Annotated in this window: 24 protein-coding genes; 12 read left to right on the top strand and 12 right to left on the bottom strand. The window is 63.0% G+C overall.

Annotated features, from left to right (window positions below):
- Window positions 1-26 precede the first annotated feature (26 nt).
- The 3 genes from KF712_09055 to KF712_09045 all read right to left on the bottom strand — a co-directional run bounded on the left by KF712_09055 (window position 27) and on the right by KF712_09045 (window position 2,948).
- Window positions 27-1,178 carry a homoserine O-acetyltransferase gene (locus tag KF712_09055; GenBank protein ID MBX3741125.1) on the bottom strand — a complete coding sequence of 384 codons (1,152 nt, stop codon included), beginning with the start codon at window positions 1,176-1,178 and terminating at the stop codon, window positions 27-29.
- 149 nt (window positions 1,179-1,327) lie between these two features.
- Complete coding sequence (locus KF712_09050) at window positions 1,328-1,999, bottom strand: hypothetical protein (protein ID MBX3741124.1); 672 nt, start codon at window positions 1,997-1,999, stop codon at window positions 1,328-1,330.
- Between the two features lie 70 nt (window positions 2,000-2,069).
- Window positions 2,070-2,948: a LysR family transcriptional regulator gene (locus KF712_09045; protein MBX3741123.1), complete on the bottom strand. Its 879-nt coding sequence runs from the start codon at window positions 2,946-2,948 to the stop codon at window positions 2,070-2,072.
- A 195-nt stretch (window positions 2,949-3,143) separates the two neighbouring features.
- On the opposite strand from KF712_09045, the gene KF712_09040 reads away from it, so the two are divergent.
- Together KF712_09040 and KF712_09035 are read left to right on the top strand one after the other, a co-directional pair.
- Window positions 3,144-3,695, top strand: a complete 552-nt coding sequence (locus tag KF712_09040) for a biliverdin-producing heme oxygenase (protein MBX3741122.1) — start codon at window positions 3,144-3,146, stop codon at window positions 3,693-3,695.
- On the top strand, window positions 3,695-5,929 hold the full coding sequence (locus KF712_09035; protein MBX3741121.1) for a GAF domain-containing protein: 2,235 nt from the start codon (window positions 3,695-3,697) through the stop codon (window positions 5,927-5,929). The genes KF712_09040 and KF712_09035 overlap by 1 nt, the downstream gene beginning before the upstream one ends.
- An 11-nt stretch (window positions 5,930-5,940) precedes the next feature.
- Here the strand turns inward: KF712_09035 and KF712_09030 are convergent, their stop codons facing one another.
- The 4 genes from KF712_09030 to proS form a co-directional block, all read right to left on the bottom strand.
- Window positions 5,941-7,170, bottom strand: coding sequence for a hypothetical protein (locus KF712_09030; protein ID MBX3741120.1), 1,230 nt, complete (start codon window positions 7,168-7,170; stop codon window positions 5,941-5,943).
- A 42-nt stretch (window positions 7,171-7,212) separates the two neighbouring features.
- A complete protein-coding gene (locus KF712_09025) occupies window positions 7,213-8,286 on the bottom strand; it encodes a hypothetical protein (protein ID MBX3741119.1) in 1,074 nt (357 codons plus the stop codon).
- 138 nt (window positions 8,287-8,424) lie between these two features.
- Window positions 8,425-8,925, bottom strand: a complete 501-nt coding sequence (locus KF712_09020) for a hypothetical protein (GenBank protein MBX3741118.1) — start codon at window positions 8,923-8,925, stop codon at window positions 8,425-8,427.
- Between the two features lie 12 nt (window positions 8,926-8,937).
- Window positions 8,938-10,473 (bottom strand): proline--tRNA ligase, encoded by a 1,536-nt coding sequence (gene proS, locus KF712_09015; protein ID MBX3741117.1) that lies wholly within the window; start codon window positions 10,471-10,473, stop codon window positions 8,938-8,940.
- Between the two features lie 200 nt (window positions 10,474-10,673).
- On the opposite strand from proS, the gene KF712_09010 reads away from it, so the two are divergent.
- The 6 genes from KF712_09010 (at window position 10,674) to KF712_08985 (ending at window position 17,217) form a co-directional block, all read left to right on the top strand.
- Window positions 10,674-11,306: a hypothetical protein gene (locus KF712_09010; GenBank protein ID MBX3741116.1), complete on the top strand. Its 633-nt coding sequence runs from the start codon at window positions 10,674-10,676 to the stop codon at window positions 11,304-11,306.
- Between the two features lie 251 nt (window positions 11,307-11,557).
- Window positions 11,558-11,878: a thioredoxin gene (gene trxA / locus KF712_09005; protein ID MBX3741115.1), complete on the top strand. Its 321-nt coding sequence runs from the start codon at window positions 11,558-11,560 to the stop codon at window positions 11,876-11,878.
- A gap of 116 nt (window positions 11,879-11,994) precedes the next feature.
- Window positions 11,995-13,407, top strand: coding sequence for a hypothetical protein (locus KF712_09000; protein MBX3741114.1), 1,413 nt, complete (start codon window positions 11,995-11,997; stop codon window positions 13,405-13,407).
- 479 nt (window positions 13,408-13,886) lie between these two features.
- Window positions 13,887-14,492: an HNH endonuclease gene (locus tag KF712_08995; protein ID MBX3741113.1), complete on the top strand. Its 606-nt coding sequence runs from the start codon at window positions 13,887-13,889 to the stop codon at window positions 14,490-14,492.
- 101 nt (window positions 14,493-14,593) lie between these two features.
- Window positions 14,594-16,117 carry an RtcB family protein gene (locus KF712_08990; protein MBX3741112.1) on the top strand — a complete coding sequence of 508 codons (1,524 nt, stop codon included), beginning with the start codon at window positions 14,594-14,596 and terminating at the stop codon, window positions 16,115-16,117.
- A gap of 188 nt (window positions 16,118-16,305) precedes the next feature.
- Window positions 16,306-17,217: a choice-of-anchor A family protein gene (locus KF712_08985; protein ID MBX3741111.1), complete on the top strand. Its 912-nt coding sequence runs from the start codon at window positions 16,306-16,308 to the stop codon at window positions 17,215-17,217.
- Window positions 17,218-17,288: 71 nt separating this feature from the next.
- Here KF712_08985 and vsr read toward each other — a convergent pair whose 3' ends face one another.
- From vsr to KF712_08960, 5 genes are all read right to left on the bottom strand, one after another.
- On the bottom strand, window positions 17,289-17,732 hold the full coding sequence (vsr, locus tag KF712_08980) for a DNA mismatch endonuclease Vsr (GenBank protein ID MBX3741110.1): 444 nt from the start codon (window positions 17,730-17,732) through the stop codon (window positions 17,289-17,291).
- 62 nt (window positions 17,733-17,794) lie between these two features.
- Window positions 17,795-17,935, bottom strand: a complete 141-nt coding sequence (locus KF712_08975) for a hypothetical protein (protein MBX3741109.1) — start codon at window positions 17,933-17,935, stop codon at window positions 17,795-17,797.
- 200 nt (window positions 17,936-18,135) lie between these two features.
- Window positions 18,136-18,666: a hypothetical protein gene (locus KF712_08970; protein MBX3741108.1), complete on the bottom strand. Its 531-nt coding sequence runs from the start codon at window positions 18,664-18,666 to the stop codon at window positions 18,136-18,138.
- 214 nt (window positions 18,667-18,880) lie between these two features.
- Window positions 18,881-20,725, bottom strand: a complete 1,845-nt coding sequence (gene typA, locus KF712_08965) for a translational GTPase TypA (protein MBX3741107.1) — start codon at window positions 20,723-20,725, stop codon at window positions 18,881-18,883.
- 107 nt (window positions 20,726-20,832) lie between these two features.
- Window positions 20,833-21,426 (bottom strand): hypothetical protein, encoded by a 594-nt coding sequence (locus tag KF712_08960; GenBank protein ID MBX3741106.1) that lies wholly within the window; start codon window positions 21,424-21,426, stop codon window positions 20,833-20,835.
- Window positions 21,427-21,565: 139 nt separating this feature from the next.
- On the opposite strand from KF712_08960, the gene KF712_08955 reads away from it, so the two are divergent.
- The 4 genes from KF712_08955 (at window position 21,566) to KF712_08940 (ending at window position 25,544) form a co-directional block, all read left to right on the top strand.
- Window positions 21,566-22,432, top strand: coding sequence for an MYG1 family protein (locus tag KF712_08955; protein MBX3741105.1), 867 nt, complete (start codon window positions 21,566-21,568; stop codon window positions 22,430-22,432).
- A gap of 96 nt (window positions 22,433-22,528) precedes the next feature.
- Window positions 22,529-23,719: a hypothetical protein gene (locus tag KF712_08950; protein MBX3741104.1), complete on the top strand. Its 1,191-nt coding sequence runs from the start codon at window positions 22,529-22,531 to the stop codon at window positions 23,717-23,719.
- Window positions 23,720-23,776: 57 nt separating this feature from the next.
- Complete coding sequence (locus KF712_08945; protein MBX3741103.1) at window positions 23,777-24,592, top strand: hypothetical protein; 816 nt, start codon at window positions 23,777-23,779, stop codon at window positions 24,590-24,592.
- A 196-nt stretch (window positions 24,593-24,788) separates the two neighbouring features.
- Window positions 24,789-25,544 (top strand): PEP-CTERM sorting domain-containing protein, encoded by a 756-nt coding sequence (locus tag KF712_08940; protein ID MBX3741102.1) that lies wholly within the window; start codon window positions 24,789-24,791, stop codon window positions 25,542-25,544.
- Window positions 25,545-25,601 lie beyond the last annotated feature (57 nt).

Genomic DNA, 25,601 nt, shown 5'->3' with positions numbered 1-25,601 from the left:
GGTCGGGATGGGGCTTATGGATACGGTCAGCGGCCCAGCACCCAGGAAATGTGCGGGGTGTAGAGGTCCGGCTCCAAGAGGAAGGAATCGTGCCCTTTCTCCGAGTGGACGGTGATGTGCATGACGTCCACCTTCGCCGTTTCCAGGTGTTTCACCAGCTCCGCCTGTTCTTCCGGATAGAAGCAGAAGTCGGAGTCGATGGAGAAAACGAGCCAGCGCTGGCCTGCCAGGTGGGAGCGTTCGAAGAGGTCCGCGGGCGTTTCCGCATCCCCCTCATGGGCGGCGTCGTAGCGGGACCACATGTCGATGATGCGGAGGTAGGTGTTGGCGTCGAAGCGCTTCACGAACTTCTTCCCCTGGTGCAGCATATAGCTCTGGAACTGGTCCCGCACGCGGTACCAGGCAAGGATGTCATCCGGCTGCACCACGTCCTGTCGCGCGCGTTTCTCGATGGAGTCGAGGTGGACGAAGGTCTTGTGCGAGATCATGCGGGCGAGCGCGAGGCCGTAGAGCGGTGGCTCGTCATCGTAGTAGTCACCGGCGTTGAAATGCGGGTCGTTCTCGATGGCGAGGATCTGCTCGAACAGGATCAGCTTGTTGAGGACGGTGGTCTTGAAGCCGGAGGCGATGGCGATGACGTTGCGCACCCGGTCCGGGAAGCGGGTGGCGAAGGTGGTGGCCACCAGACCGCCGACGGACGGCCCGATCACCGCGACCAACGTGCCGACGCCGAGGCTGTCGATGAGGGCATGGACCATCTCCGCCTGGTCCGCCGCGGAGACGGAAGGGAACTTCGAGCCGTAGGGAAGGCCGGTCTCCGGATCGGTGGAGCCAGGGCCGGTGCTGCCGTAGCAGCCGCCCAGATAGTTGGCACAGATGATGAAATATTTGGAGGTATCGATGGCTTTGCCCTCACCGATCATGTTTTCCCACCAGCCGTCATGGAGTTCCGGCTGCCACAGGCCGTCCAGACCGTCGATCCGCGGCGTGATGCCCGCCGCGTGATGGGAGCCGGACAAGGCGTGGAACAGGAGGATGGCGTTGGAGCCATCCGCATTCAGCTCGCCGTGGGTCTCATAGGCGATGGTCACTTCCCCCAGCATCGCGCCGTCCCGGAGCCTCACAGGCTCATCGGAACTGCCGATGTGGAAAAACTTCGTGACCGTTTCTGCTGACATGATGGGCGGACCCTAAGCAGAGCCTGCCCCGGGATGCAAGGGCAGCGATATTCCCACCGCCGCGGACATCCACCCAACCGGACCGCATGGAATGCGGTCCCTGCCACCCGCTCAGAAGAACAGAGCACCGCCAAACAGGTGGTCCTGCGTCAACCCCGGCGGCGCTCCAGCAGGACCAGCATCAGGAAGGAAAGGAACAGGTTGAGTTCCTCGCGGGGCGAAAGGTCGGTGAGCTTGTCGATCTGGAAGCGTCCTTCCCAGAAAGCGGCCTGCTTTGTCAGGCGCATCGCCGGAGGACCGCCCGAGCGGCTGGCGAGATAGCGGGGATGGAAGAAATAGCCGGTGAACATGCCGAGGACGGGGATGTCACCGAGGATGGAGTCCATCACCTTGGCCCAGGCGTTCTCCTCATGAATGGAAAAGTCGGCGTTGTTGTCCCCGGGATTGAAGACCTCGTAGTGGGCCTTCCAGATCGAGCGCCAGCCGCGGCGGCCGACGCTGCCGATTTCCTTTCCGTCCGCGGCGGTCGAGAAATAGCGGGCGGACCAGTCGATGACCTTGTTCGCCTTGATCTCGGCAAGCAGCGTGGTCTGCGACTTGTCGGTGAAGATCTGGACGTGCTCGCGGAACTTGAAGAGCTTCTGCTTGGTGTAGAGCACCACCCGGCCGTTGGCATCGGTGACGGTGGCTTGGCTCGCCAGGGCCAGAATCTTGAAGGAAAGGGTCAGCGGATACTGGATGCCACCGAGTTGCCTTGAGATGTCATCCTTCGGGAGTGCGGGCGGGACGGCAGGGGTGGAATAGGGATTCTCGGCTTCCATGGTCCGGACTCTAGCAGATGTCCCGGCGGGCACCATCTTCTTCATCCGGCGGAGGGAAATGGACGCGACGTCAGGATTGGGGGTCGGCCAGCAAATCGAGCGCGGCCAGGACCTCCTTGGTCGGATCCTTCCGGTTGTACACCGCATGGACCTCGAAGACGCCCTCGACCTTTCCCATGACGGTGATCTTGTGGCGATCCGCCGTTTCCGCCACGACGCTGGCCGGCACGATGCCAAAGCCGATGCCCTCCAGAACCGCGTCGCGGATGAGATAGACGTCATCCGCCTCCGCGACCACATCCGGCTCGACGCGGTGCTTGCGGAAATATTGGTCGATCTCGAAACGGGCGGCACTGTGGGAGCTGTAGTGGATGAACGGCTGGCCATGCAGGGACTCCGGCAGACCCGCGGTCAGCTTCCTGGCGGCCCTGACAGAGGCGATCATCACGAAATCCGGAGAGCTGAGGCGGCGGTGGATGGTGCCGCGCGTGACCCTTTTGTCCGGCGGGGTATCCGTGATGAAAAGATCCAGCCCGGAGGTGAGGAGTTCGTGGTGGAGGTATTCATGGTCGCCCTGGCGGACCCGCGTCAGCACGTCCTTGTTCCGGAACAGTCCGATGAAGCGCTCTACCGTGAACGAGCGGACGACGGAGGTGGCGATGCCGATTTCAAGCCGGGTGACCGGACTCCGGCGCTCACCCGGGAAGAGGTTTTCGAGACGCTCCCCCAGTCGGAACATTTCATGGGTGACTTCCATCGTCTTCCGGCCGTTCGCGTTCAGCCGCAGCGAACCGCTGGAACGGTCGAACAGCTTCCGCCCGAAATACTCCTCCAGACTCCTGAGCTGCGCGCTCAAGGTGGGCTGGCTGAGGCCGAGTTTCTTGGCCGCGCGGGAGAGGGTTCCCTCTGTCGCGATGACGTGGAAATAATGCAGATGATTGAAGTTCATGGCCCTCAAAACTGTTTTCCGATCTATAGCCACCCGAGGGGGCGGCAACCTTAAACCTCGCATCCCCCACCGTTGACGCAAGTCCGTTAGGTAAAAGCTAACGCCTCCATCGGAAACCTTTCGTTGCCGATTGTGCCCGGCCCGGTGCACACTGATGACAGGGCGGCGGATGGCGTTTCCCTAACAGCATTTTGGATGAACAACCTCCTTCCGGAACTCCGCAGCGCAACCTCCGCCCTCCATCGGGAGCTTGATGGACTTGTTCCCGACCCGACGTCCGACACCGCCGCCTACGGCGGATACCTCTCCCGCTTCCACGACGGACTCGCCGCAGCCTGGCCGATGCTGGACTGGGAGAAGCTCAATCAACTGGCCCTGCCCGACGCCGCGCTGAGGAAGCAGCGGTACCATTCCCTGGGTATGGATCTGGACCGGCTGGGCATCCCGCACGCGGAACTCACTGACCACACGGCGGCAGGTGCGGGCACCGCCACCGGCTGTCTGTATGTGCTGGAAGGGAGCATCCATGGTGGCGGGATCCTGCTTGCGAAATTGGCCGGGCGCGGCGATCTCCCGGATGACAGCCTCTCGTTCCTGAGAGGATTCGGAGATGAAAACAGCCCGATGTGGTCTTCATTCACCGGATGGCTCAGCCGCATCGACACCACTCCGGAATTCCTCGTGGCTGCCCGTGAGGCGGCCATGCGGACCTTCGCCTGTTTCATCCACTCATTCGGCCAGCACTAATGGACGTCCCGACCCAAGATCCTCTCCAGGCCGCCATCGACCGATGCGCCGCCGAACCGATCCACATCCCTGGTTCCGTCCAGCCGCATGGAGTGCTGTTCACGCTGGATGACGACCTGTGCATCCTGCAGGTCAGCGCGAATGCATCGCAGTTGCTGGAAAGGGATCCAGCTTCCCTGCTGGGCAAGCCGGTGCTGGACCTGGTGGTTCCGGAAACACGCGGCTCCTTCGAGCGGCTGATCCGGGAGGCTGCCTTCACCTACGTGAACCCCTTCCGCGTGACCATCCCCGTGAAGGGGGGCATCCGCTTTTTCGACGGCATCGCCCATGTGTCCGGCGGAGCAGGGACCATCCTCGAGCTGGAGATGGATCCCTCCGAGGAAGCGGGTGCCAGGCCATCGACCGAGGGTATCGACAACTATCTGCAGATCGTCCAGCGTTCGCTGGAAATGATCGCCGGAGTGACCGATGTGGTGAAAATCGCGGAGGTGATGGCGCGGGAGATCAAGGCCTTCACGGGCTTTGACCGGGTGATGGTGTATCGTTTCGCTCCGGACTTCCACGGGGAAGTCATCGCGGAGTCCGTGGAGGAGGACATGGAGCCGTTCCTGGGCCTGCACTATCCCGCATCCGACATCCCGGAACAGGCGCGCGCCCTTTACCTGAAGAACCATGTCCGGCTGCTGCAGGATGTGGAGGCCGCAGCGGTCCCTCTGGTCCCGGAACTGCATCCCGCCACCGGCGCACCGCTGGACATGAGCCGCTCCGTGCTGCGCGCGATGGCACCGATCCACGTGCAGTATCTGAAAAACATGGGGGTGGGGGCGTCCCTCAGCATCTCACTGGTGGTGGAGGACAAGCTGTGGGGCCTCATCGCCTGCCACCACCGCACGGCCCGGTTCGTTTCCTACGCCATCCGCGCGACGTCCTGCCTCTATGCCATCGTCCTGTCCGCGCAGTTGAAGGTGAAGCAGCGGAACCTGGAGAACCACCGCATCGCCTCCGCACGGCGGATGGCGCTCTCCATCCTGACGGGTCTGCGCGACTACTCCGAGCCGATGGGAAGCCTTCCCTCCATGCTGCCACGGTTCATGGAACTCTTCGCGGCAAGCGGTGCCTCCATGATCAGCGGGACGGATTCCTTCCGCTATGGAAGCACGCCGGATGAACAGGTGCTGGCGGATTTCCACCGCGAGCTGGGCGACGGCTCCGGTGATGGCGTCCGCATCTCATCAAAGGCGTGCCGGGAGTTCCGGGCACTGGAAAATGCGGGGGCAACCGCCGCCGGCATCGTGGCCATCCACCTGGGTGCCACCGACTGGCTGGTGCTGTTCCGCGGAGAAATGGCCAGGCAGGTGACATGGGCGGGCGACCCACGGAAACCCGGAACCGCCCCAGGAGACGGTCCGCTCCGCCCCCGCAGCAGTTTCACCGCGTGGCTGGAGGAAGTCCGCGGCGAGTCCGAACCCTGGCCGGAGGAAACCGTGGCACTCACCTCCGAGGTGAGGACCGGCATCCTCGAGATCCTGCGGAAGCGGAACATCATCCTTTCACGCTCGAACCAGGACCTGCGAAGGTTCGCCGGTCTGGTCGCACATGAAGTGAAGAACCATCTCCAGACGGGGATCTTCGCCCTGTCCCTGCTGGAGGAGCGGCTGGCCCAACTGGACCCCGCCGTGCAGCAACTGGCGACGCTGGGACGGGAGCGGCTGGACGGACTTTCCAAGTTCACCAACGACATGCTGGCGTTCTCCAAAACGGAGACCAACACGCCGGATGAAGCGTTCGACCTGGGGGAGATGGCGCACGACATCGCGGAGGAGCTGAAGCTTTCCGGCCTGACGGATGGAGCCGTCATCCGGATCTCCGAACTGCCTGAGATCCTGGCACCACGCACCCAGGTGAGGCATCTGGTCAGCAACCTGATCCGCAACGCGCTGATCCACGCCCGCAACGGTGGACGACCGCTGACCATCGACGTCGGCTTTGTCGAGACGGAAGAAGGAACGGTGGTCCACGTGCGCGATGACGGGAGGGGCATCCCGGCAGAACAACGGCGGAGGATTTTCGAGTATTTCAACCGCGGGGATTCGCCGGAGTCATCCGGCACGGGCATCGGCCTGGCGTTCTGCGCCCAGGTCGCCGAGCGCATGGGGCACAAGCTGTGGGTGGAGGAAGCCCCCCCGTCCGGCGCGGCCTTCCGCTTCACGGTGACGCGGGTCGGCCGCGACTGAGCCGCTGCGGATCAGTTGCCGGTCTTGTTCTTGAGTGCGGTGAAGACGTCCTTGATCCAGGGTGTCTCCGCATGCGCCTCGATCATCTTGTCGCACTTTTTCTGGATCTCCGGGGTGGTGTGGCCCTTCTCGCTGTAGATGCTGATCTTTGCCAGGACATCGTCCGCGAATTCCTCGATGTCCGCGATGCCCTTGATGTAGGCCTCGTTCGACGGAGTCTGGGAAAGCTCGGCGTCCAGCGCGGCGATCTTCGGCTGGTGCGGGGCGCTCACTCCCTGCGTCTTGAGGAACCGTGCCCACCATGCGGCGCGGTGGGGGGCGGATCCCTTGGTTTTCTCGATCCACGCGATGGAGGCGGCTTCAAAGGCGGCGCGGGACGGGGCGGTGCTCTGGGTGTCCACATCCCAGAATGACTGGAGCCACATCATGCCTTCCGTCATGAGCCAACCGGGGCCGTTGGTATGGCCCTCCGTGTGCAGCCGGTAGGCGGAAACCTTGCGCGCGGCCTTATAGGTGGTGGCCGTGTCATAGCGGTTGTAGTCGGTGGCGCCGCTGATGATGAAATAGCGGTCCGTCCTGGAGATCTCATCATCCTGAGCCCCGGCGATGTAGGCGATGACCCCGGCACCATCCAGACGCTTGCAGCCACGGAATGCCATACGGGCCCCTCCCGAGTGGCCGGAGAAGTAAAGACGCTTCGGGTCCACGGGCTGGTTCGCCACCATGTGTTTCACCACCTTGGCCAGGTGGGTCTGGTTCAGTTCCGGATCCACACGGTTGCTGCTCTGGACACAGCAGGCGACCATCCAGCCGCAGATCTCCGCCCCCTCGATCATGGACTTCACGGTGTTCGCGTCCGCACCCAGGGATCCGGTATAGGTCAGCAGCGGCAGCTTCACCCCCTCCGGAGCGGAGGCGGGGATGTAGTAGAAATAGCTGGATCCATCCACCTCAACCGGCCCCTGGATCTTCGAGGTGGATTTCGCCGGGGCAGCGGGCGTTGCTTCCGGAGCGGCGGTTGGCGTGGGAGCGGGCATTTCACCGACCACCTTCAGATACGCCTGGTCATCCGGAGACAACTTCGCCACCGGCATCTTGTATTCCTTGCCATTGATGGAAAGGATGACCTGATCGCCGTCGAGCGAGACGAACTCTCCGGTGACTTTCCTGCCGGTCGCCTGGTCCGTCCACTCGCGCGGGGCCGCGCCTCCCAAAAGAGACGTGAGAAGGAGGGCTAACACTGAAAGCAATGGAGTTTTCATTGGGAAGTCGCAGGGCAGAAATCACTTCGTGGGTTTTTCCTCGATCCAGGTAATGGCCTGGCGCAGAAGATCTTCCGTGGCAGCAGCGTGACCTTGGTTGGGATCCTCGAAAAGTTTCGATTTCACCCCGGCCGCCTCCCAGGCGGCAACACCGCCTTTGATCGAGGCGTAGTTCCGGTCCTTCGGCCCGCTGACCCATGCGAAGCGCTTTTTTTGCCGGGCCACCTCGCGGATGTCTCCCGAGTCCAGATAGGGAAAGCACAATTCATGATCCGGGTAGGTGCCGCGGGAGCAATCGATGGCGAGAAATTCGGCATAGTTCACGCCGATGGTGGTGGCCTCGGCACCTCCTCCGGAGGTTCCCGAGACGAGCAGACGGTTTGGATCAATCTTGTATCCTGCGCGGACGGTTGCCACGGAGTCCAGAGCCAGGGCAATCCGGCGCATATCCCCCTGCTTGTTGCCGGCGCCATATGGCGAGCAATAGATGAGCTTCTTTTCCTGGAAAACATTGTCCCATCCCGGCAGGAGGCTCACTGCTCCATCTCCCGGCGAAATATAAACGAGAACGCCGAACGCCTCCGAGCCATCGTAGTTCGGCGGCACGTAAAGAATCATGGTGCCGGTACCATTGGCGGCGGACTTCTCCCACGCCACCGCCGTCTCCGTGGTGAGGCCGGTATCGACCTCCGCAGCATCGACAATGCCCTTTGACTTGTCATAGAAGGCTTTGAGCTTCTTTCCAAAGCGTCCCGAGTAGTAGCCGGTCCAATCGGCATAGGCTTTCTGGGTGATGTCCACCTTCTGAGATTTTCCAACCGCCGCCGGGGCAGGCTGCGGAGCAACAGCTTCAGGAGCCGGAGCGGGCATTTCACCCACGACTTTCAGATACGCCTGGTCATCCGGAGACAGCTTCGCCACCGGCATCTTGTATTCCTTGCCTCCGATCAAAAGGGTGACCTGATCGCCGTCGAGTGAGACGAACTCTCCGGTGACTTTCCGGCCGGTCGCCTGATCCGTCCACTCGCGTGGAGCCGCGCTGGCGGAAAGGATGGAAAAAAGGAGGCCTAGACCAGCGATGAGGGGAAATTTCATGAGGAGGGAAAGGGACCGGCTGGTCAGACACACCAGATTCCGGGCGGGCGGACAATTCCTTTCCTTTGGCCGGCAACAGATTGCGCAACCACTAAATGAAATTCACAAGAGGGGTGAGGATCCCGCGGATACCGGCAGTCAGATTTCCTTCCGGATGCTCACCACCACGTGCCTCCCACCCTCGTTCAACACGACGATGAAAAATGGCGTCACTCCCTGCTTCACGGCTTCTCCGGCGATGATAAACCCCTTGTTTCCGGTTTCATCGGTCATCGGCTGTGGTTTTCCCTTCCAGACGACTTTGGCTCCGGAAAGACCGCGCACGATACTGGGGTAGATCTCGTTCCTGGTTTTTCCGGCACCATCATTCCGCAGGGTGATGGCGCTGGTCATGCCCATCATCTTTTCCACATCGCCGCTCTGTGCCGCTGCGACGAACTCCTTCGCCCTGGTGATGGAGTTCGACGGATAGGCCGTCTCCCGGAAGTCCCCGCGGGAGGCCCTGCGGAGGTCCTTGATCGCCCCTCCCATGTCGGAATCCGCGGCATGGCCGACACGCTCACCGACGACCTGCGTGCAGGAAATCTGCAGCAGGGCCACCAGCGGCAGCACGCATCCAATGGAGAGGAGCCTCTTCACGGTATTTTGGGATCAATAGCTGCGGCCCCAGATGGCCCAGACCTGCGCATCGCGGCCGGTGAGGAAGCACTTGCCGCCGGATTTCCCGGTGATGGCCTCCGGAAGCTTCGCCTCCGCCACGGGGATGCAGCGGATGCTGATCTTGAGTTTCTTCGAAATCTGCTCCTCTTCTTCCGAAGTTCCGCCCCATGGGGTGTAGAGCCAGCCGGAGCTGTCCTGGGACCAGTGTTTCTCGAACTCCTCCAGCGACTCGCAGGGGACAATGTTCGCGTCGCGGAAGGCGGTGGCCTTCGTGAGGAGGGAAAGGTGGATCTGGTCGAGCAGGTCGGTCACGGACTGGATGAACTCGTCTTTCTCAGCGAACTGCTTTTCGCCGAAGGCCTGGTCACGGCGCTGGACGCAGACCTTGCGGGTCTCCACATCGCGCGGGCCGATCTCGATGCGGATGGGCACGCCTTTCTTGATCCACTCCCACTTCTTCACGCCGCCGCCGATGTCGCGGGTATCGACATGGACGCGGAGGGGATCGCCGTGGAACAGCTTCTGGCGGAGGGTTTCCGCGAGGGCCTGGCAGGAGGCGAGCACGGCTTCCTTCGTGTCTTCCTTCGGGGTGACGGGGATGATGACGATCTGCTGGGTGGCGACGCGGGGTGGCAGCACCAGTCCGTCGTCATCCGCGTGGGCCATGATGAGCGTGCCGATCATGCGGGTGGAGACGCCCCATGAGGTGGTGTAGGCGTGCTGCTTCGTGCCGTCCCGGCCGGTGAAGGAAATGTCCTGTGCCTTCGAGAAATTCTGGCCGAGGAAGTGGGAGGTGCCTGCCTGGATGGCCTTCCGGTCCTGGACCATGGCCTCGACGGTGAGGGTCATGTCCGCGCCGGGGAAGCGCTCGTTCTCCGACTTCTCCCCGGGGATGACGGGGATGGCGAGGTGGTCGCGCAGGAACTCCTCATAGACGCCGTGCATGAGCCTGGTCTCCGCGATGGCCTCCTCCTTCGTCTCATGGGCGGTGTGGCCTTCCTGCCAGAGGAACTCCGCGGTGCGGAGGAACAGGCGGGGGCGCATCTCCCAGCGCATGACGTTCGCCCACTGGTTGATGAGCAGGGGCAGGTCGCGGTAGGACTGGGTCCAGCGGGAGAAGGCGGCGCCGATGATGGTCTCCGAGGTGGGGCGGATGACGTAGGGTTCCTCCAGCTTTCCGGTGGGGATCATCTTCGTCTTTCCGGTGACGTCGTCTTTCTGGGCCTCAAGGCGATGGTGGGTGACGACAGCGCACTCCGTGGCGAAACCCTCGGCGTGTTCCGCCTCTTTCTCCAGATAGGAAAGCGGGATGAGCAGGGGGAAGTAGGCGTTCTGGTGCCCGGTCGCCTTGAACATGCGGTCGAGCTGCTGCTGGATGAGTTCCCAGATGCCGTAGCCCCACGGCTTGATGACCATGCAACCCCGGGTCTCGGAATTTTCCGCCATGTCGGCGGCTTTGATCACTTGCTGGTACCACTCGGGGAAATCCTGGGCACGGGTCGGGCTGATGGCGGTCTTTTCGGACATGGTTGGCGGGGCGGATAGTGAGCCGGGCGGGGCCGGGAATCCCATGAAAATCTTCACTTTCCTAACGGTTTGCGGAGATTTCCGCGGAGGTTTTTAAAAAATCCGGCCGTCATTGAAAGATTTCCCGCGCTGGAGGTTTGACACGTCCGGGGCAAATCGCCTTAGTCACGTCTTACAGCTTCCAAAAACCCCGCCAGCGAATGAGCGAAAACGATCCAACCCCGTCGAAACAGACCTCCAGCATCCCGCTGAAAAAGGAAACCGTCCGCGTGACCCTGAAAGCCGCCGACGCTCCTCCAGCCTCCCCAGGCGGCGCTCCCGCCGTGCGTCCACCGACTCCGACGGCCCCGGCAGCCCCCACCGTCCGGACCGCTCCTCCGGCCCCGACCGCACCAATCACCGGCGGCGCACCCCGCCCCGCTCCTGCGGCCACCATCCCTCTCAAGACCGCTCCCGGTGCGGGCATCCCGAAACCGGCTCCGACGATCCCGCTGAAATCCGGCCCGGTGGCATCCCCTGCCTCCCCGACGGCTCCGGCGGCACGTCCTTCCCTGCCAGGCGCTCCCACCGCAGGTGCCACCATTTCCCTGCCGAAGGCAACCGTCCAACTCTCCCCACCGAGTTCCCCGCTGACTCCCACCTACTCCGCGGGCTTCGGCTCCGGTCAGGAGGAAGAGGAGGAAGTCCAGGAGTCCGGCCTCGCCAACATCCTTTCCATCGTCGGCTTCGTGGCCGCTCTGGTCGTGCTCTACTTCCAGTTCGACACCGCCAGTTCCTGGATCAGCGCACCGGACAACGAAAAGTCCGGCCAATGGGGCCAGCTCTTCGAATAATCCCAAACCCACCGACATTCCATGGCTCTCACCATCCTCAACATCGTGCTCGCCGGCATCGTCGCTTTCCTGGCTTTTTCCGCCGGACAGCTTCCGCTGATCTGAGTTCGTGCGTTTCCCTGAATTTCAACAGAGCCGCTCCCGCTTCACCGCGGGGCGGCTCTTTTCGCATCCAGACGCCCCCGGGGCAGTCCTTTCCCCACCCCGCACCCCGCCTTGACGGCGGGGCAAGTCGCATCCATCTTCCCGCCATGTCTCTGAAACTTACAGACGCGAACTTCCAAGAAGAGGTCCTTGATTCCGACAAGCCGGTCCTCGTCGATTTCTGGGCCGAATGGTGCGGTCCCTGCAAAATGATCGGCCCGGTCATCGATCAGGTCGCCGCCGAGCTGGAAGGCCAGGCCAAGGTCGGCAAGGTGAACGTCGATGACGCGCGCGACCTCGCCGTGAAGTTCAACGTCCGCTCCATCCCGCTGCTCCTTTTCTTCAAGAACGGGGAGGTGAAGGACCAGATCGTCGGAGCGAGCGTCACCAAGGACCAGCTCAAGGCGAAGCTGCAGGCGCTGGCCTGATCCGCCGCCGCATTTCCCGAAAGCCGGCCCGGAGTGATCCAGGCCGGCTTTTTCGTTGGGAAGATGTGGTGTGAAATTCCATCGGCGGCGGATCGTATCCATGGTATCCGCCCATCATGAAACCCACCTTTCCGCAGCCGCACCGCGGGCTTCCGGCCCTCGCGGGCATCACCACCTTTGAAGAAGCGCTGAAGGAGGGGCTGGCCGTCGGGGAGTCGGTGAACCGGCTGAAGCGGTTCCACTACGCGTTCTGGCGGCTGCACGGGATCGTCATCGCCCGGCTGACGGCGGAGCCTTTGTATGAACTGAAGATGGCATTCAGCCGCCACGGCTACCTGGCCGCGGAGGCGGACACGCTTTTCCGCGCGCGGGTGGGTGAAATGCGCGAGCCACCGCTGGGGCTGGAGAAGATCCCCCACCCCGCGCTGGCGGTGTTTTTCGATGAGATCCTCTGCTCCCCCACCACGGAGGATCTGGTGGAGGGCGTCTATCGGATCGCCTTTCCGGAACTGAAGGCGGCCTTGGAGAAATATGTGGCGGATGTGCATCCGCTGGCGGACGCGCCGTCCATGCGCATCGCACGCATCGCGCTGATGGATCTGGAGGAGATCACCGCCTACGGGACGGCAGCCTGCCGCGCCCTGCTGCCACCGGAGCGCGACCGGCAATGGAGCGATCTGCTGCATGTCTGCCTGGCTGCGGCAGGCGGGCTGGATGGTTCCGCGCCCGCGATGGGGAGTGAACCGACGCGCTGGTTTTCCTCGAAGCCCTACCAATACGATGGGACGCCCAACCGCGATGAACGCTTCCCGGATCCCTACAACATGGGTGTGAACGCGGAGCAGTTCCTCTACGATGAAACGAAGCCGCCGGAGCTGAAGGTGCTGATGATGTTCTACAAGCGGCTGCGCGAGATCGACGTGCCGGAGATGATGTCCGGGATCATCACCGAGACGAAGGGCAAGCCGTGGAAATACTACCAGGACATGACCCGCCAGCTCTGGGATGAGGCCCGCCACGCGATGATGGGCGAGGTGGGATTCGCCAGCGAGGGCATCGACTGGCCGCGGCATGTGATGATCAACTCCACCTGGTCCCGCCAGCTCAACCTGACGCTGAAGCCGAAGGAGCGCCATGCGGTGCTCTATTTCATCGAGCAGGGGCTGATGCCGAAAACGGGCAAGCGGTATGAATGGGAGGTGAGCCGCCAGGCGCACTCGCCGCTCGCCGCCACTTTCCAGGACTACGATTGGGCGGACGAGGTGCTGCACTCGAAGATCGGCCGCGAATGGTACGTTGCGGACATGCCCACCCCCGCGGAAGCGGTGAAGTATGGCGATGAATGCTGGGCACGCATCCTCGACTGCTGGGACCAGTGGAAGGCGGAAGGCCTGACGGAACACCGCAACTGGTGGCCGGACCTTTACCGGAGCTACTGCGAGTCCCGTAGCATCGAACCGGATCCGGGGATCCTCGCCTTCGACACCTCCTATCGTTCGACCCGCGCGGATCTGAAGGAGCTGGCGTAAGGAGGGAGGACATTGCGGCAGAGCCGCTATGTCCGCTTCGCTCCCATTCTTGTCCTCCGGCGGCATTAGCGGTGGGCGTGAGGGGCGGATCCATCCTGAAATCCTTTTGCTATGAGTTCCCATTGCAGCCGGTGGACAGGAGTGTCCACCCTCCTTACTCCATCCTTGACGGGACATATCTGTTAGATTATCAACTCGCACTGTCATGCGCCTCCCCATTCCCACATCCAACGCGAAACGCTATCTCTCCGGAGAGCGCGCGGCCGCGTCATGGAGCGGAATGTCATTGGGGACATCGCATCGTTTCATGACCGGCCACGAAGGAAGCTGGCTGGCACCGCGAGGTGCCTGAAATCCCGTCTGACAAAGGATTTCCGCCCCACCCGCTTCCTCACCGGAGCGGGTTTTTTGTTTCCGCCCGCCCGCTTCCATCGCCGGGGTTTCAGCTCCGGATTTTCCTAGCCCCACCTTGTTCCGCCATGACCACTTTCCTCCAAGACCGAACCGTCCTCGTCCTCAACCGGCATTGGACCGCCATCGACGCGATCACCCCCGCGGAAGCGTTCACGCACCTTTGTGCGGGGACGGCCCGGGCGCTGGACATCACCGGCGGCGAGTCCATCCAGCCGCTGGATTGGGAAGCTTGGCGCGCCCTTCCCACAGTCGATGGCACTCCAACCATCGGCACGACGAAAGGCCGCGTCCGCATCCCCACGGTGATCCTGCTGAACCGCTACGACCGGATGCCGGTCCACCAACCGGGCCTCGGTCCGCGCGGCATCTGGCAGCGGGATGGCGGCAGGTGCCAGTACACCGGCCGTGCGCTGGCACCGGGCGAGGGCAACATCGACCACATCATCCCCCGCTCCCGCGGCGGTTCCACTTCCTGGGAGAACTGCGTCCTGTCCGACCGGCGCGTCAACCACCGGAAGGGCGCGCGCACGCCGGAGGAAGCCGGACTCACCCTGCTGCGCAAGCCGCGGCCACCCCGGCCGCTGCCCGCCATCGACATGCTCCACAACCTCCACCGGATCCCCGACTGGGATCTGTTCCTCAAGCCCACCGGCAACAAGGCCTCCGCCTGAAATGGAGAGCCAGCTTCAGCCGGTCCCCTTACCAGAGGCTTCATCGACAAGAATCCAGAATTACCAGAGCCGGCTGAAGCCGGCGCTCCGACGCGTCCCATATGAAACTCACCGAACAACTCAACGCCGCCTACCCGGATGACGACCGTCTTCCGCTGATGATGCGGCGGCTTTCCGAACTGGAGGCCAAGGGCCTCACCGACCCGAAATACGTGCTCAAGCTCATCCGGCGCGAGTTCGGTGCACCACCGCCGAAGCTGGCGATGCGCGAAACACCCGCACCGCTGGCGGAGGCCATCGAGGCATCCGGCAAGGACGCGCAGGAGAACCTGTATGCGGTCCGCCGCCACATGCAGACGTTGCTGAAGACGCCCGTCATCAGCCGCGGCGCGATCCTCCCTGACGCCTGCCCGATGGGCGGAAAGGAGGCGTCCATCCCCGTCGGTGGAGCCATCGCCGTGGAGAACGCCATCATTCCCTCCGCGCACTCCTCGGACATCTGCTGCTCCATGTTCGCCACGTTCTACGATGAACGTAGTGACATCGGCGCGGAACTGGACGCACTCACCACCGCGACCCGCTTCGGCACGGGCCACCGCCACCTCGACCTGCTGGTGGATGACCCGGTGCACGACGAGGACGTGTGGACGAATCCTTTCCTCACCGGGCTGAAGGAGCGGGCGAAGCTGCACATGGCGGACCAGGGAGACGGCAACCATTTCGCCTTCATCGGTGAGATCGACATCACACCGGAGATGACGGCCATGCTGCGCCTCACCGGCCATGGCGTGCTCGCGGACAAGCTGGTGGCGGGCACACGGCGGCGTGTGCTGGTCACCCACCACGGGTCGCGTGGCCTGGGCGCGCACGTCTTCAAGCGCGGCCAGATCGCCGCGGTGAAGCACACCGCCCGCCAGGCGGAACGCGTGCCTGACAGCGCGGCGTGGCTGGACGCCCGCAGCGGGGACGGTCCCGCCTATTGGGAGGCCCTGCAATACGTCGCCCTGTGGACGAAGGCGAACCACCGCGCGATCCACCGCCGTTTCCTGGAGAACATCGGCGCGGCCTCCGTCGCGGAAATCGCCAACGAGCACAACTTCGTCTGGCAGCGCGGGGATGTCTTCTTCCACGGAAAGGGAGCCACGCCCGCATGGCGGGATGCCGATGGCAGGCCCTTGCTCGGCCTCATTCCGCTCAACATGGCGGAGCCGATCCTCATCGTGCTCGGCGCGGACAATGCCGATTTCCTTTCCTTCGCCCCCCACGGCGCGGGACGGAACCTCTCGCGCACGGCACTGCGCCGCCGCTACCCCGGCGATCTGGCCGCGGAAGCCATCCAGCGCTCCACCGCCGGCCTCGACATCCGCTGGTACTGCGGAAAGCCGGACCTCAGCGAAACCCCTGTCGCCTACAAGAACGCCGCCGAAGTCAAAGCCCAGATCGCTAGGTTCAACCTCGCCGAAGTCATCGGCGAGATCCGCCCGCTCGGCTGCATCATGGCCGGTGACTCAGGCAAGTCATGGCGCGACAAGGAGGAGGAACTGACCCCGAAGCAGCTCCGCCAGATCGAGCATCGGAAGGAAAGGAGGAAGAACCGGCGGACGCTGATGGATGACTTCGAATGAAGGCTGGATTCACGCACAACTTTGCTGGACTTCTGAGTTAAAAGCGTCCGATCCCATACGGGAGTAGGGATACACGCGATTGCGTGACCCGTTCATGGCCGGATCTGTTCGACAAAACCAAGGGATTGGGTGAATGTAGCGCCGTTCCCCCGAACCCCCCACCCCGCGTTCCCCCGAGCGCTCCCCCCATGCAACACATCCGTTTTTCCGCACACAGGTTCCTCGCATGCCTGTCTCTCGCCCTGGCCTTCGTCGCCGCGGTGTCCACGGCCGGTGCCCAGAATCTCGGCGAGGCTTCCGGCTACAGCTACTTCGTCTTCGGCGATGTGAACCAGTCGAACGCCCAGTCGAAAGGTGCGGCGGCCATCGGCGGCAGCGCGACCTTCTCCGGTTATGGCCTCGGCGAGCAGCTTCCCTCTTCCTCCACCTACTCGCTGGTGGTCGGTGGCAACCTCGACTACTCGAACAGCGTGGTCCACAAGGGCAGCCTGCTGGTCGGCGGGACCACCAAACTGACGAACGTGAAGATCTCCGACGGCACCGCCTCCCAAGGCAAGTTGATCGACTTCGCAGCGGCGAAGTCCCAATACGGCGCGCTCTCCGACAAGCTGGCGGACATGGGTGCGAACAGCAACTACTCCCTGAGCTACGGGAACCTGGTCTTCACCGGCACGGACGGTGCGCTGAACACCTTCACCATCAAGGCGGCCGACTTCCAGTCCGCCAGCAGCATGTCCATCAACGCGCCGACGGGTTCCACGGTGGTCATCAACGTGGCCGGTGACCTGATCAACTTCCAGAACCTGGGCCTGTCCGTCAAAGGGACGGACAAGAGCAACGTGCTCTTCAATTTCCACGAGGCAACTTCCCTCAATCTGGCGGGCCTGACGGTGCTTGGCAGCGTCCTCGCTCCGGACGCCCATGTGAAATTCAGCAACGGCACCATCCAGGGCACGCTGATCTCCGACTCCCTGACCGGTGGCGGAACCTTCGAATATTCCGCCTTCAAGGGCAACCTGCCGATGGCGGTGCCGGAACCATCCGCCTTCGCACTGATCGGTGCGGCCGGTGCGCTGGCTCTGCTGCGCCGCAGGCGCTGAACCCAACCGGGCCTTTGCGAAACCAAGCGGACTGAAGTCCGCGCTCCGTTCCGGCAACCGGCCCCGTCCCTTCACGGGACGGCAGATGGCGCTCCAAGCAGCTTTCCCAATCTGGGTTCGAGCCACAGCCTCGCTTTCGCATTCTTCAATGCGCACGCCCAGATGGTGACGACATGCCAGCCCATGGAGCGCAGGGCATTCTCCACGCGGAGGTCGCGGGCGCGGTTGCCCCCGATCTTGCTGGTCCACCAGTCGGTGCGGGAGGCCGGGATGCGGAAGTCCGGGCAATGTTCATGACCATGCCAGAAACAGCCGTGGACGAAGATGACGGTGCGGTGTTTCGGCAGGACGAGGTCCGGCCGGCCGGGAAGCGTCTTGTTCCCCGGTCCGTTCACGGTGAAACGGTAGCCCAGCCGGTGGAGCATGGACCGCAGGGCCAGTTCCGGCTTGGTGTTGCCGCCGCGGATGCGGGACATCACGTAGGAGCGTTTCTCAGGGGTGAAGACGTCGGCCATGAAGGATGGCTGACGCTACCCGGACGAAGCGGAATTTCAAATGATGAAGGACGGTGCACCGCTCACTTCGCGGAGAGGATCTCCGATGTCCGGTGCTTTTCCGCCATTCCAGGCGGCAGCTCGATGGGATTGAGCTTCCCGAAGTAGCAGGCGAGCGCGCCAAGGGCCACGGCGGAAAGGATGAATGGAATGGCGAATCTCATGACGGTCGGGGGCTGCTTTCTTTCAGACGGATTCTCCGTGTGTTTATTCAAACGAATGGACCCGGGTTTTCTTAGCCCCCTGCGGACCGCCACGCCGTCATCTCTTTCTGATGAACAGCGCGAGGGTGATGGACCGCTCCGCCCCCCCCGGGGTGCCAATCCATATGGTTCCGCCGGATGGCCCAACACCCGGATCCTCCTCAGATGATGTGGCGGACGCGCGGTGGCATCAGCCACTTCGGACGCCACTTGATGAAGCCCGAGAGCGACCAGACCAACAGCACCAGCAACCAGACGCCCGCCCCCATGTGACGGGCGACCGAGTCGGCGAAGAACTCCCCGTCCATCGGCAGCGGTTCGAAGACCAGATTGAAGAGAAAAACCGGCAGATAGACCACCATCAGAAGTCCCTTCCAGCCCCCCAACACCACCAGGACGGCGAGGTAGGCCACCGGCAGCCATCTGGAGCCTCTCTCCATGCCGGCAAAGGCCGCAGCCAGCACGACGACCATGCCCCCAAAGGACAGGTATTCCCACACCTCGAACTGGAGCTCCTTGAACTGTCTGGAGGTAACTCTCCCCAAACCCGCCGCCAGCCGGTCGATGCCGAACCGTTCGTTGAATCCAAGCCCGGCGGCATTTCGTGCCGCTTCGCCCAATACCGCCACGCCATGGGCGATCAACGAGACCAAGGTACCTGAAACCAGCAGAAGCGGGCGCGAAATGTTCATGGGTTTAAGAAGCGAACGTAGGAAGTGCACTCCATCCATGCAAGATATAAGTATGAATAATGCGCAGTAACAGGGAAGCATTTCGCCACCGACACCAAGCCATTCGATTAGGCCCGCGCCCAGGAAGCCGAAAATTCCGGAGCGCCACCCGACGAAAAAGGGCGGCACGAATGCCGCCCTTTCTGAAATTGGGAGAACTTGTGCCTCCTGCCGATCAACCGCGGTTGCTGCGGTCTTCGACGCTCGGCCCCTTCGCGGCGCGCTTGCGGGCGTTGGCGTCCAGGATGCGCTTGCGCAGGCGGATGTTCTTCGGAGTCGCTTCCACGAGTTCGTCGGCGTCGATGTATTCGATGGCGCGCTCAAGGGAGAAACGGATCGGAGGGGTGAGCTTGGAGGTCTTGTCCTTGCCGGAGGAGCGCATGTTGTCCAGGTGCTTCTCCTTCACCGGGTTCACCGGCAGGTCGCCGACGCGCGGGTTCTCCCCGACGAGCATGCCGGCATAGACCGCGTCGTTCGGGCCGACGAAGAGGATGCCGCGCTCTTCCAGAGCCTGCAGCGAATAGGTGGTGGCCGCGCCGGAGTCCATGGAAACCAGGGTGCCGGTGGTGCGGGTGACGATATCACCGGCGTGCTCGGCGTATTCCTTGAAGAGGTGGGACATGATGCCGTGGCCGGAGGTCAGGTTGACCAGCTCCGTCTCGAAGCCGATGAGGCCGCGGGTCGGGATGGACGCCTGGATGAACACGCGGCCGGAAGCCTCCGTGTCCATGTTCTCCAGCAGGCCCTTGCGGTTGGAGATGCTCTTGAGGATGCCCTGGGCGTAGTCGCCGGGAGCCTCGACGTAGAGGGTTTCGAAAGGCTCGAGCAGCTTGCCGTTTTCATCGCGGCGGTAGATCACGGTCGGACGGGAAACGCAGACCTCGAAGCCCTCGCGGCGCATCTGCTCGACAAGGACGGCGATCTGCATGGCGCCACGGGCGGACACGCTGAACACACCGGCCTGGTCGGTGTCCTCCACCTGGATGGAGATGTTGGTCTTCAGCTCGTGCATGAGGCGCTCGCGGATGGCGCGGGAGGTGACGTGCTTGCCTTCCTTGCCGGCCAGCGGGCCGTCGTTGATGGAGAACTGCATGGACACGGTCGGCGGGTCGATCTCGACGAAGGGCAGGCCTTCCGCATCGGCGGAACCGGCGAGGGTCTCACCGATATCGACGTCATCGATGCCTGCGGCAACGCCGACGATGCCGCCGGCGGAGCAACCTTCGGAGTCGGTGGTCGCAAGACCGGAGTAGCTGAAGGTCTTCATGACCTTCGATTGCTTCTTGGTGCCGTCCTTGCGGATCAGCCAGACGGTGTCGCCCTTCTGGACGCTGCCACCGAGAACCTTTCCGACGGCCACGCGGCCGACGAAGTTGTCCCACTCGATGTTGGAGACCAGCATGGAGAAAGGAGCTTCCGGATCGGCCTTCGGCTCGGGGATGAACTCGACGATCTTCTTGAGGAGGGGGATGCAGTCCACCTTCTCGTCGTCCGGCTTGTCCATGAAATAGCCGTCACGGGCGGAGCCGTAAGCGAACGGGGCGTTGAACTGGTCTTCTGTCGCGTCCAGGTCGAGGAACAGCTCCAGCACCTGGTCGTGGACTTTCATCGGGTCGGCCAGCGGACGGTCGATCTTGTTGATGACGACGATGGGCTTGAGGCCCTCGGCGAGAGCCTTGCGGAGAACGAAGCGGGTCTGGGCCTGCGGACCGCCGAAGGCGTCCACGACGAGAAGCACGCCGTCCACCATCTTCATCACGCGCTCCACCTCCGCGCCGAAGTCGGCGTGGCCCGGGGTGTCCACGATGTTGATCGTGTAGCCTTCCCAGTGGATGGAGGTGTTCTTCGCCTTGATGGTGATGCCCTTTTCCTTTTCCAGGTCCATGGAGTCCATCGCCCGCTCCTGCTGCGCCTGGTTCTCACGGTAGGTGCCGCCAGCCTGGAGGAGCTGGTCAACGAGAGTGGTCTTCCCATGGTCAACGTGGGCGATGATGGCGAGGTTTCGGATCTTGAGTGACATGGGAAATGGCGATGAGTGGACCTCCCGGCGCGGGCGGGGCCGGGGCTATGCACGCTTTTCCCGCCGCTGGCAAGGCGTGATTTTCAAGCTTTTCCGGCGAATCCGTCTCAATTCACGGCTTCCCCAACCGGACTTCCGGACGCGCAGGCCATTTTCCGGTCCCGTCTTTGGAGCAGAATCACGCAAAAGAAGGACAGCATGAACAGGAGCATGGAGAGCAGCAGCCCCTCCAGCATGGTGGTGAGATAGACCAAACCGAACGACGCATCTCCGATCCGCGGGGGTTCCGGCTTGAAAACACCCGGAAGCCGTCCAGTCGACGAGAAGATCCCAAGCGATCTGACGATCGCAGATGCTCCGAAGCCGCACCAGAAGTCCGGAGTAAAAAAGGCTCCACCGCCGGTGGCAATGGCCGGCAAGCTGGTTACCGAGATCCACACGCGGATCTTCGTCCCGAGCTTGAGCGCCCGCGAGAGGATGCTGCCGTCGTCAGCAAGCGGGCGGATCAGCGAAGTCGCCAGTGTATATAGGAGGATGAACGAAACGATGGCGGACACCATGGCCAGGATGGCGTGACCACTTTGCCACAGGCCCAGCCAACCGAGGGCGATGGCGAGGCTGGGCAGGGCATTGAGCGTGCAGTGGAGCGACCAGAAGCGCAGTTGCCGTGGGAGCACCGCGCGGAGTGTTTCGTTGTCCATGGCCGGATAGCTTACCCGGATGGATGAAGATCCGATGAAAGTCCGGCAAAAAGCGCGTGAGCCTTCATTTCCTGTTTCCGCAAAATTCTTCCCATGTCCCGATCCGGGTCTAAAGTGCCTTTCCTCCAACCATCGCCCCATGAGCTATTCCCTGATCCTGACCCACCCCGGCGGCTCCCACAAAGACGAGTTCCTCGCCTGCTGCCTGCTCATCTCCGTGCACCAGGCGCCCGTCGTGCGCCGCGAGCCGACCCGGGAGGATCTGGACGACCTTTCCACCGCCGTGGTCGATGTGGGGGGCGAGCATGACGCCGCCCGCGGGAACTTCGACCACCACCAGTTTCCGAAGGACCATCCGCCGATGTGCGCGCTGAGCCTGGTGATGATGGATCTGGGTATCTACGATGACGCCCGCGCCTTCTGTGACTGGCTGGAGCCCGCGGAATGGTTCGACACCCGTGGGCCGGTGGAGACCGCCCGTTGGCTGGGCGTGGAACGGGAGACGCTGTCGAAACTCCAGTCGCCCGTGGACCTCACGCTGCTGCGCAGGTTCGCCTCCACCACCGCGCTCGCGCCGGGGGACACACTTTGGGAGGCGATGAAATGGATCGGTGATGATCTTCTTTCCTACCTGCGGAACCTGCGCGAGCGGCTGGACTACATCTCGCGGAACGCGCAGGTCTGGGAGATCGCCCATGAGTCCGGCCCGTTCCGTGTGCTGGCCATGCCTAGGATCGAGCCGCTGCCGGACGAGCCGTCCTCCGGGATGGGGCGCTACATCCAGTCCCTGCCGCCGGAGGAGCAGGGCATCGCCGGGCTGGTGTATCCGGACCGCCGTGGTGCGGGCTATGCGCTTTCCCGCCACAATGACCATCCGGGGCTGGATTTCACCCGCATCGAGGCGGAAGCCGACGTCCATTTCGCCCATGCCCGCGGGTTCGTGGCAAAGACGTCCGCCACGGATGCGGAGCGGCTCAAGGAGCTGCTCACCCGCTCCTGGGTCTGAAAAAACACCGGCAGAACCATTCCAAAATAGCCCCTTGCGGCATGCCGCATCGTTCCTAAGTTAGCAACATCTATGCTTCACGCCGCCGCTCCCAGCCTGCCGGACTACCTCCGCGAGGAAATCCTCCTCCACCCGGAGAACCGCAAGTTCCCCCCGTTCAACCTCACCCGGCTCCTGGATACCGTTTTCACCCCGACCGAGGGCTGTCGGGTCTGTATCCTGATCGACTTCGATGAGCCTGCGGGACTCATCAAGGACTTCGCCTTCCTCAATGAGGAAGGCTTTCCCGTCCAGAAGAACGCCCACAAGCATTTCTACGAGGGCCTCAGGAAGGGAAGCATGGAGAAGCTGGGCATGACGGGCGGGGAGATGTTCGCCTACAAGTGCACCTACGGCTCGAACCTGGATCTGGCGGACGACGTCTGGGACACCGCGGGCAACCACCTGTCCCTGGACCGCAACATTTACCCGAACTACGACATCATCCTCTGCATCTCCACCTTTTCCGCGACGGCTCCTCTGACCGCGAAGTGCAAGGAATACGGCTTCCGCGGCGCGACGCTGCACGGGCTGAATGACATCATCCTCAACAGCGGACTGGCCGCGGACTACCACGAAGTTTCCCGCGATGCGGAAAAACTCCGCACCGCCCTGACGAAGGCGGACTCCATCGAGATCGACTTCGCCCTCGAGGACGGCCGCGTACTCACCGCCTGGCTCGGCCTGGGCAACCAGGAGGCGCAGAAATCCCACGGCCTCTGCAATGGCCGCACCCCGGATGTGGCGAACCTCCCTGCCGGCGAGGTCTATTTCGTCCCGAACGACGCCCGCGGCCAGTTCCCGATGAAGTATGAGGACGGCACCCTGGGCGTGCTGGAGGTCACGGACCGCCGCATCATTTCCTCCACCCTCATCGCCGGCAACCAGGCGACCATTGATGCCCACAACGCCCGCCTCAAGGATGACCCGATGACCGGCACGCTGGGGGAGCTGGGCTTCGGCACCCAGGTGCTGCCCGTCTCCGGCGCGGACATCCAGGACGAGAAGGTTCTGGGCACCTGCCACCTCGCCACCGGCCGCGACGACCATCTCGGCGGGGACATCATCCCGGAGATGTTCAAGAAGCACGAGAACTCCACCCACGATGACATCCTGTTCGCGCCGCACAAGACGCCGAACTTCAACATCAGCCAGGTCCGCATGAAACGCGGGGACCAGCGGGAGGTGCTCATCGAGAATTTCCGCCCGTCACGCTACCTGATGGACGCCCTCGCGGAAGGCCATTGAAAAGTTCTCGCACCCGCGGCACTCCGGCCGCAGATTTCCCATTCCGCCTCCCAACCCATGCGTGAAACCCTGATCGTCATCGGCTTGTTCGTCCTCGCCGTTGCGCTGCGCAGTTCCCGGCAGTTCGTGCTGCGGAAGCTGGGTGCGGCCCTGTTCCTCGGGGCCACCTTCTTCCTGTTCTACTTCGTCAGCGGGAAGGTCGTGGTGGGTGCGATGGGAGCGACGATGTGGTTCCTGCTGCCGTGGATCGAGCTGCTGACCCGAGTCCGGCGGATGAAGCTGCCGCTCGACAACCGGCTTTCCCACAAGTCGCTGCCGAATCCATCCCATTTCCCGAACGCGACGGAGGCCGCCTCCGCCATGGATGAGGCAGGCTTCGAGCATGTCTCCGACTGCGGCTGGGAATGGGCGGGCATGCAGCAGTTCTTCCGCCTGTTCTGGCACCCGGAGGAACGGGCCATCGCTGCCGTCTGCCTGTGCGAGCAGTGCGACGTCACCTTCGCCTTCATTTCGATCACCTCGCATGACTCGAAGGGTAACATCTGGAGGACGACGAATTTCCCCTTCGCTCCCACCCTCCGCTGCCCGCCGAACGTCCGCTGGAACCATGTCCCGTGCGAGCGGAGCTGCTTCCACCAGATCCTCACCAACCATCAGGAGTTCCTGGTCCGGATGAAAGTCGCGGACGACCTCCGCATGCCAGACCCGGAAGTGATTGAGGACAGCATCGAGAAGGAAATGCGCAGCCAGGTGGAACACAACCTCGCCTCCGGCATCATCCGCCTGACAGGCGACGGCCATTTCAAGTATTCGAAGCGCGGCCTGCTGTTCCTCTGGGGCCAGTTTGTGAAGGACATGATCCGCCTCTGCTGAGGTCCGGGGATTTTCGCCCGGAAGTCGTGCCCCCGAATGAGCGCGCTTTCCCGCGGAGAATTTGAGGATCCGCCGGGTAATTTTGCATATTACGGCTATCCGAACAAAAGAAGGTTGACTTTTCTAAAAAATTCAGCCTTTTTTGGGGCAGCTTTCTGCGGACGCCCCCCGTCCCCAAAAGATCCCCCCACCCCCCATGAAAACGCTCGCCACCCCGTTGTGGTTGGTTTCGCTGCTGTCGGCTGCCTTCATTTCGCAAGCCCACGCACAGACCGACCTTTACACCGTCGATATGTCCAATGTCCTGACAGGCTCCTGGTCGTCATCTCCGGACAATGTCCTCACCCTCGATTTCGGAAACGGACTGGGTACCGGATCGATCACCTTCACCAGTATCAACAACGGCTTCTTCGCCCCGGGTGCCATCAACTATACCGGCGAGCCTTATGAGGCCGAACTTCTCAACGGAGACACGCTCCACCGGGACAACGAAACGACATTCTCCCTCCGTGCCACGGCACCCGACCACCCCGGGCTGCAGGGATTCACCATGTCGGTGGCCCTCGACGAGGGGATGTTCCCCGCAGGGTCCGTGTTCCTCATCCGCAGCCTCGACAACCGTCCTGATGGCAACATCCAGCGGATCGAGTTGGTTTCGGGCCTCGAGGCCCCCACGGCCGACATCCATCCGTCCGACTTCGGAGGTGCTACGGGCACACTGATCGAAATCAGCCCCGGGATGTATGCATCCGATGCCGTGGGGAGCGTGAGCCGGGGAGCCATCATCCCGATCAAGGCCACCGGAAACTCGTTCACGGTCAATTTCCTGGCCAACAGCAGTTACAACGGCGGCATCGCGTTCGCGATCGCCACACCGGTAGTTCCGGAGCCGACCGCCGGTCTCCTCGCCGGTATTGCAGGACTCGGGCTGGCGTTCCGCCGCCGCCGCTGAGGAATTCCATATTCCGGCTCCAACGTCCGCCGCGCGGATGTTGGAGCCGTTCCTTTT

Source organism: Akkermansiaceae bacterium (assembly GCA_019634595.1).
Lineage (GTDB): Bacteria > Verrucomicrobiota > Verrucomicrobiia > Verrucomicrobiales > Akkermansiaceae > Luteolibacter.
Note: the sequence above shows the minus strand (reverse complement) of the source record. Positions and strands in the feature narration are given on the sequence as shown.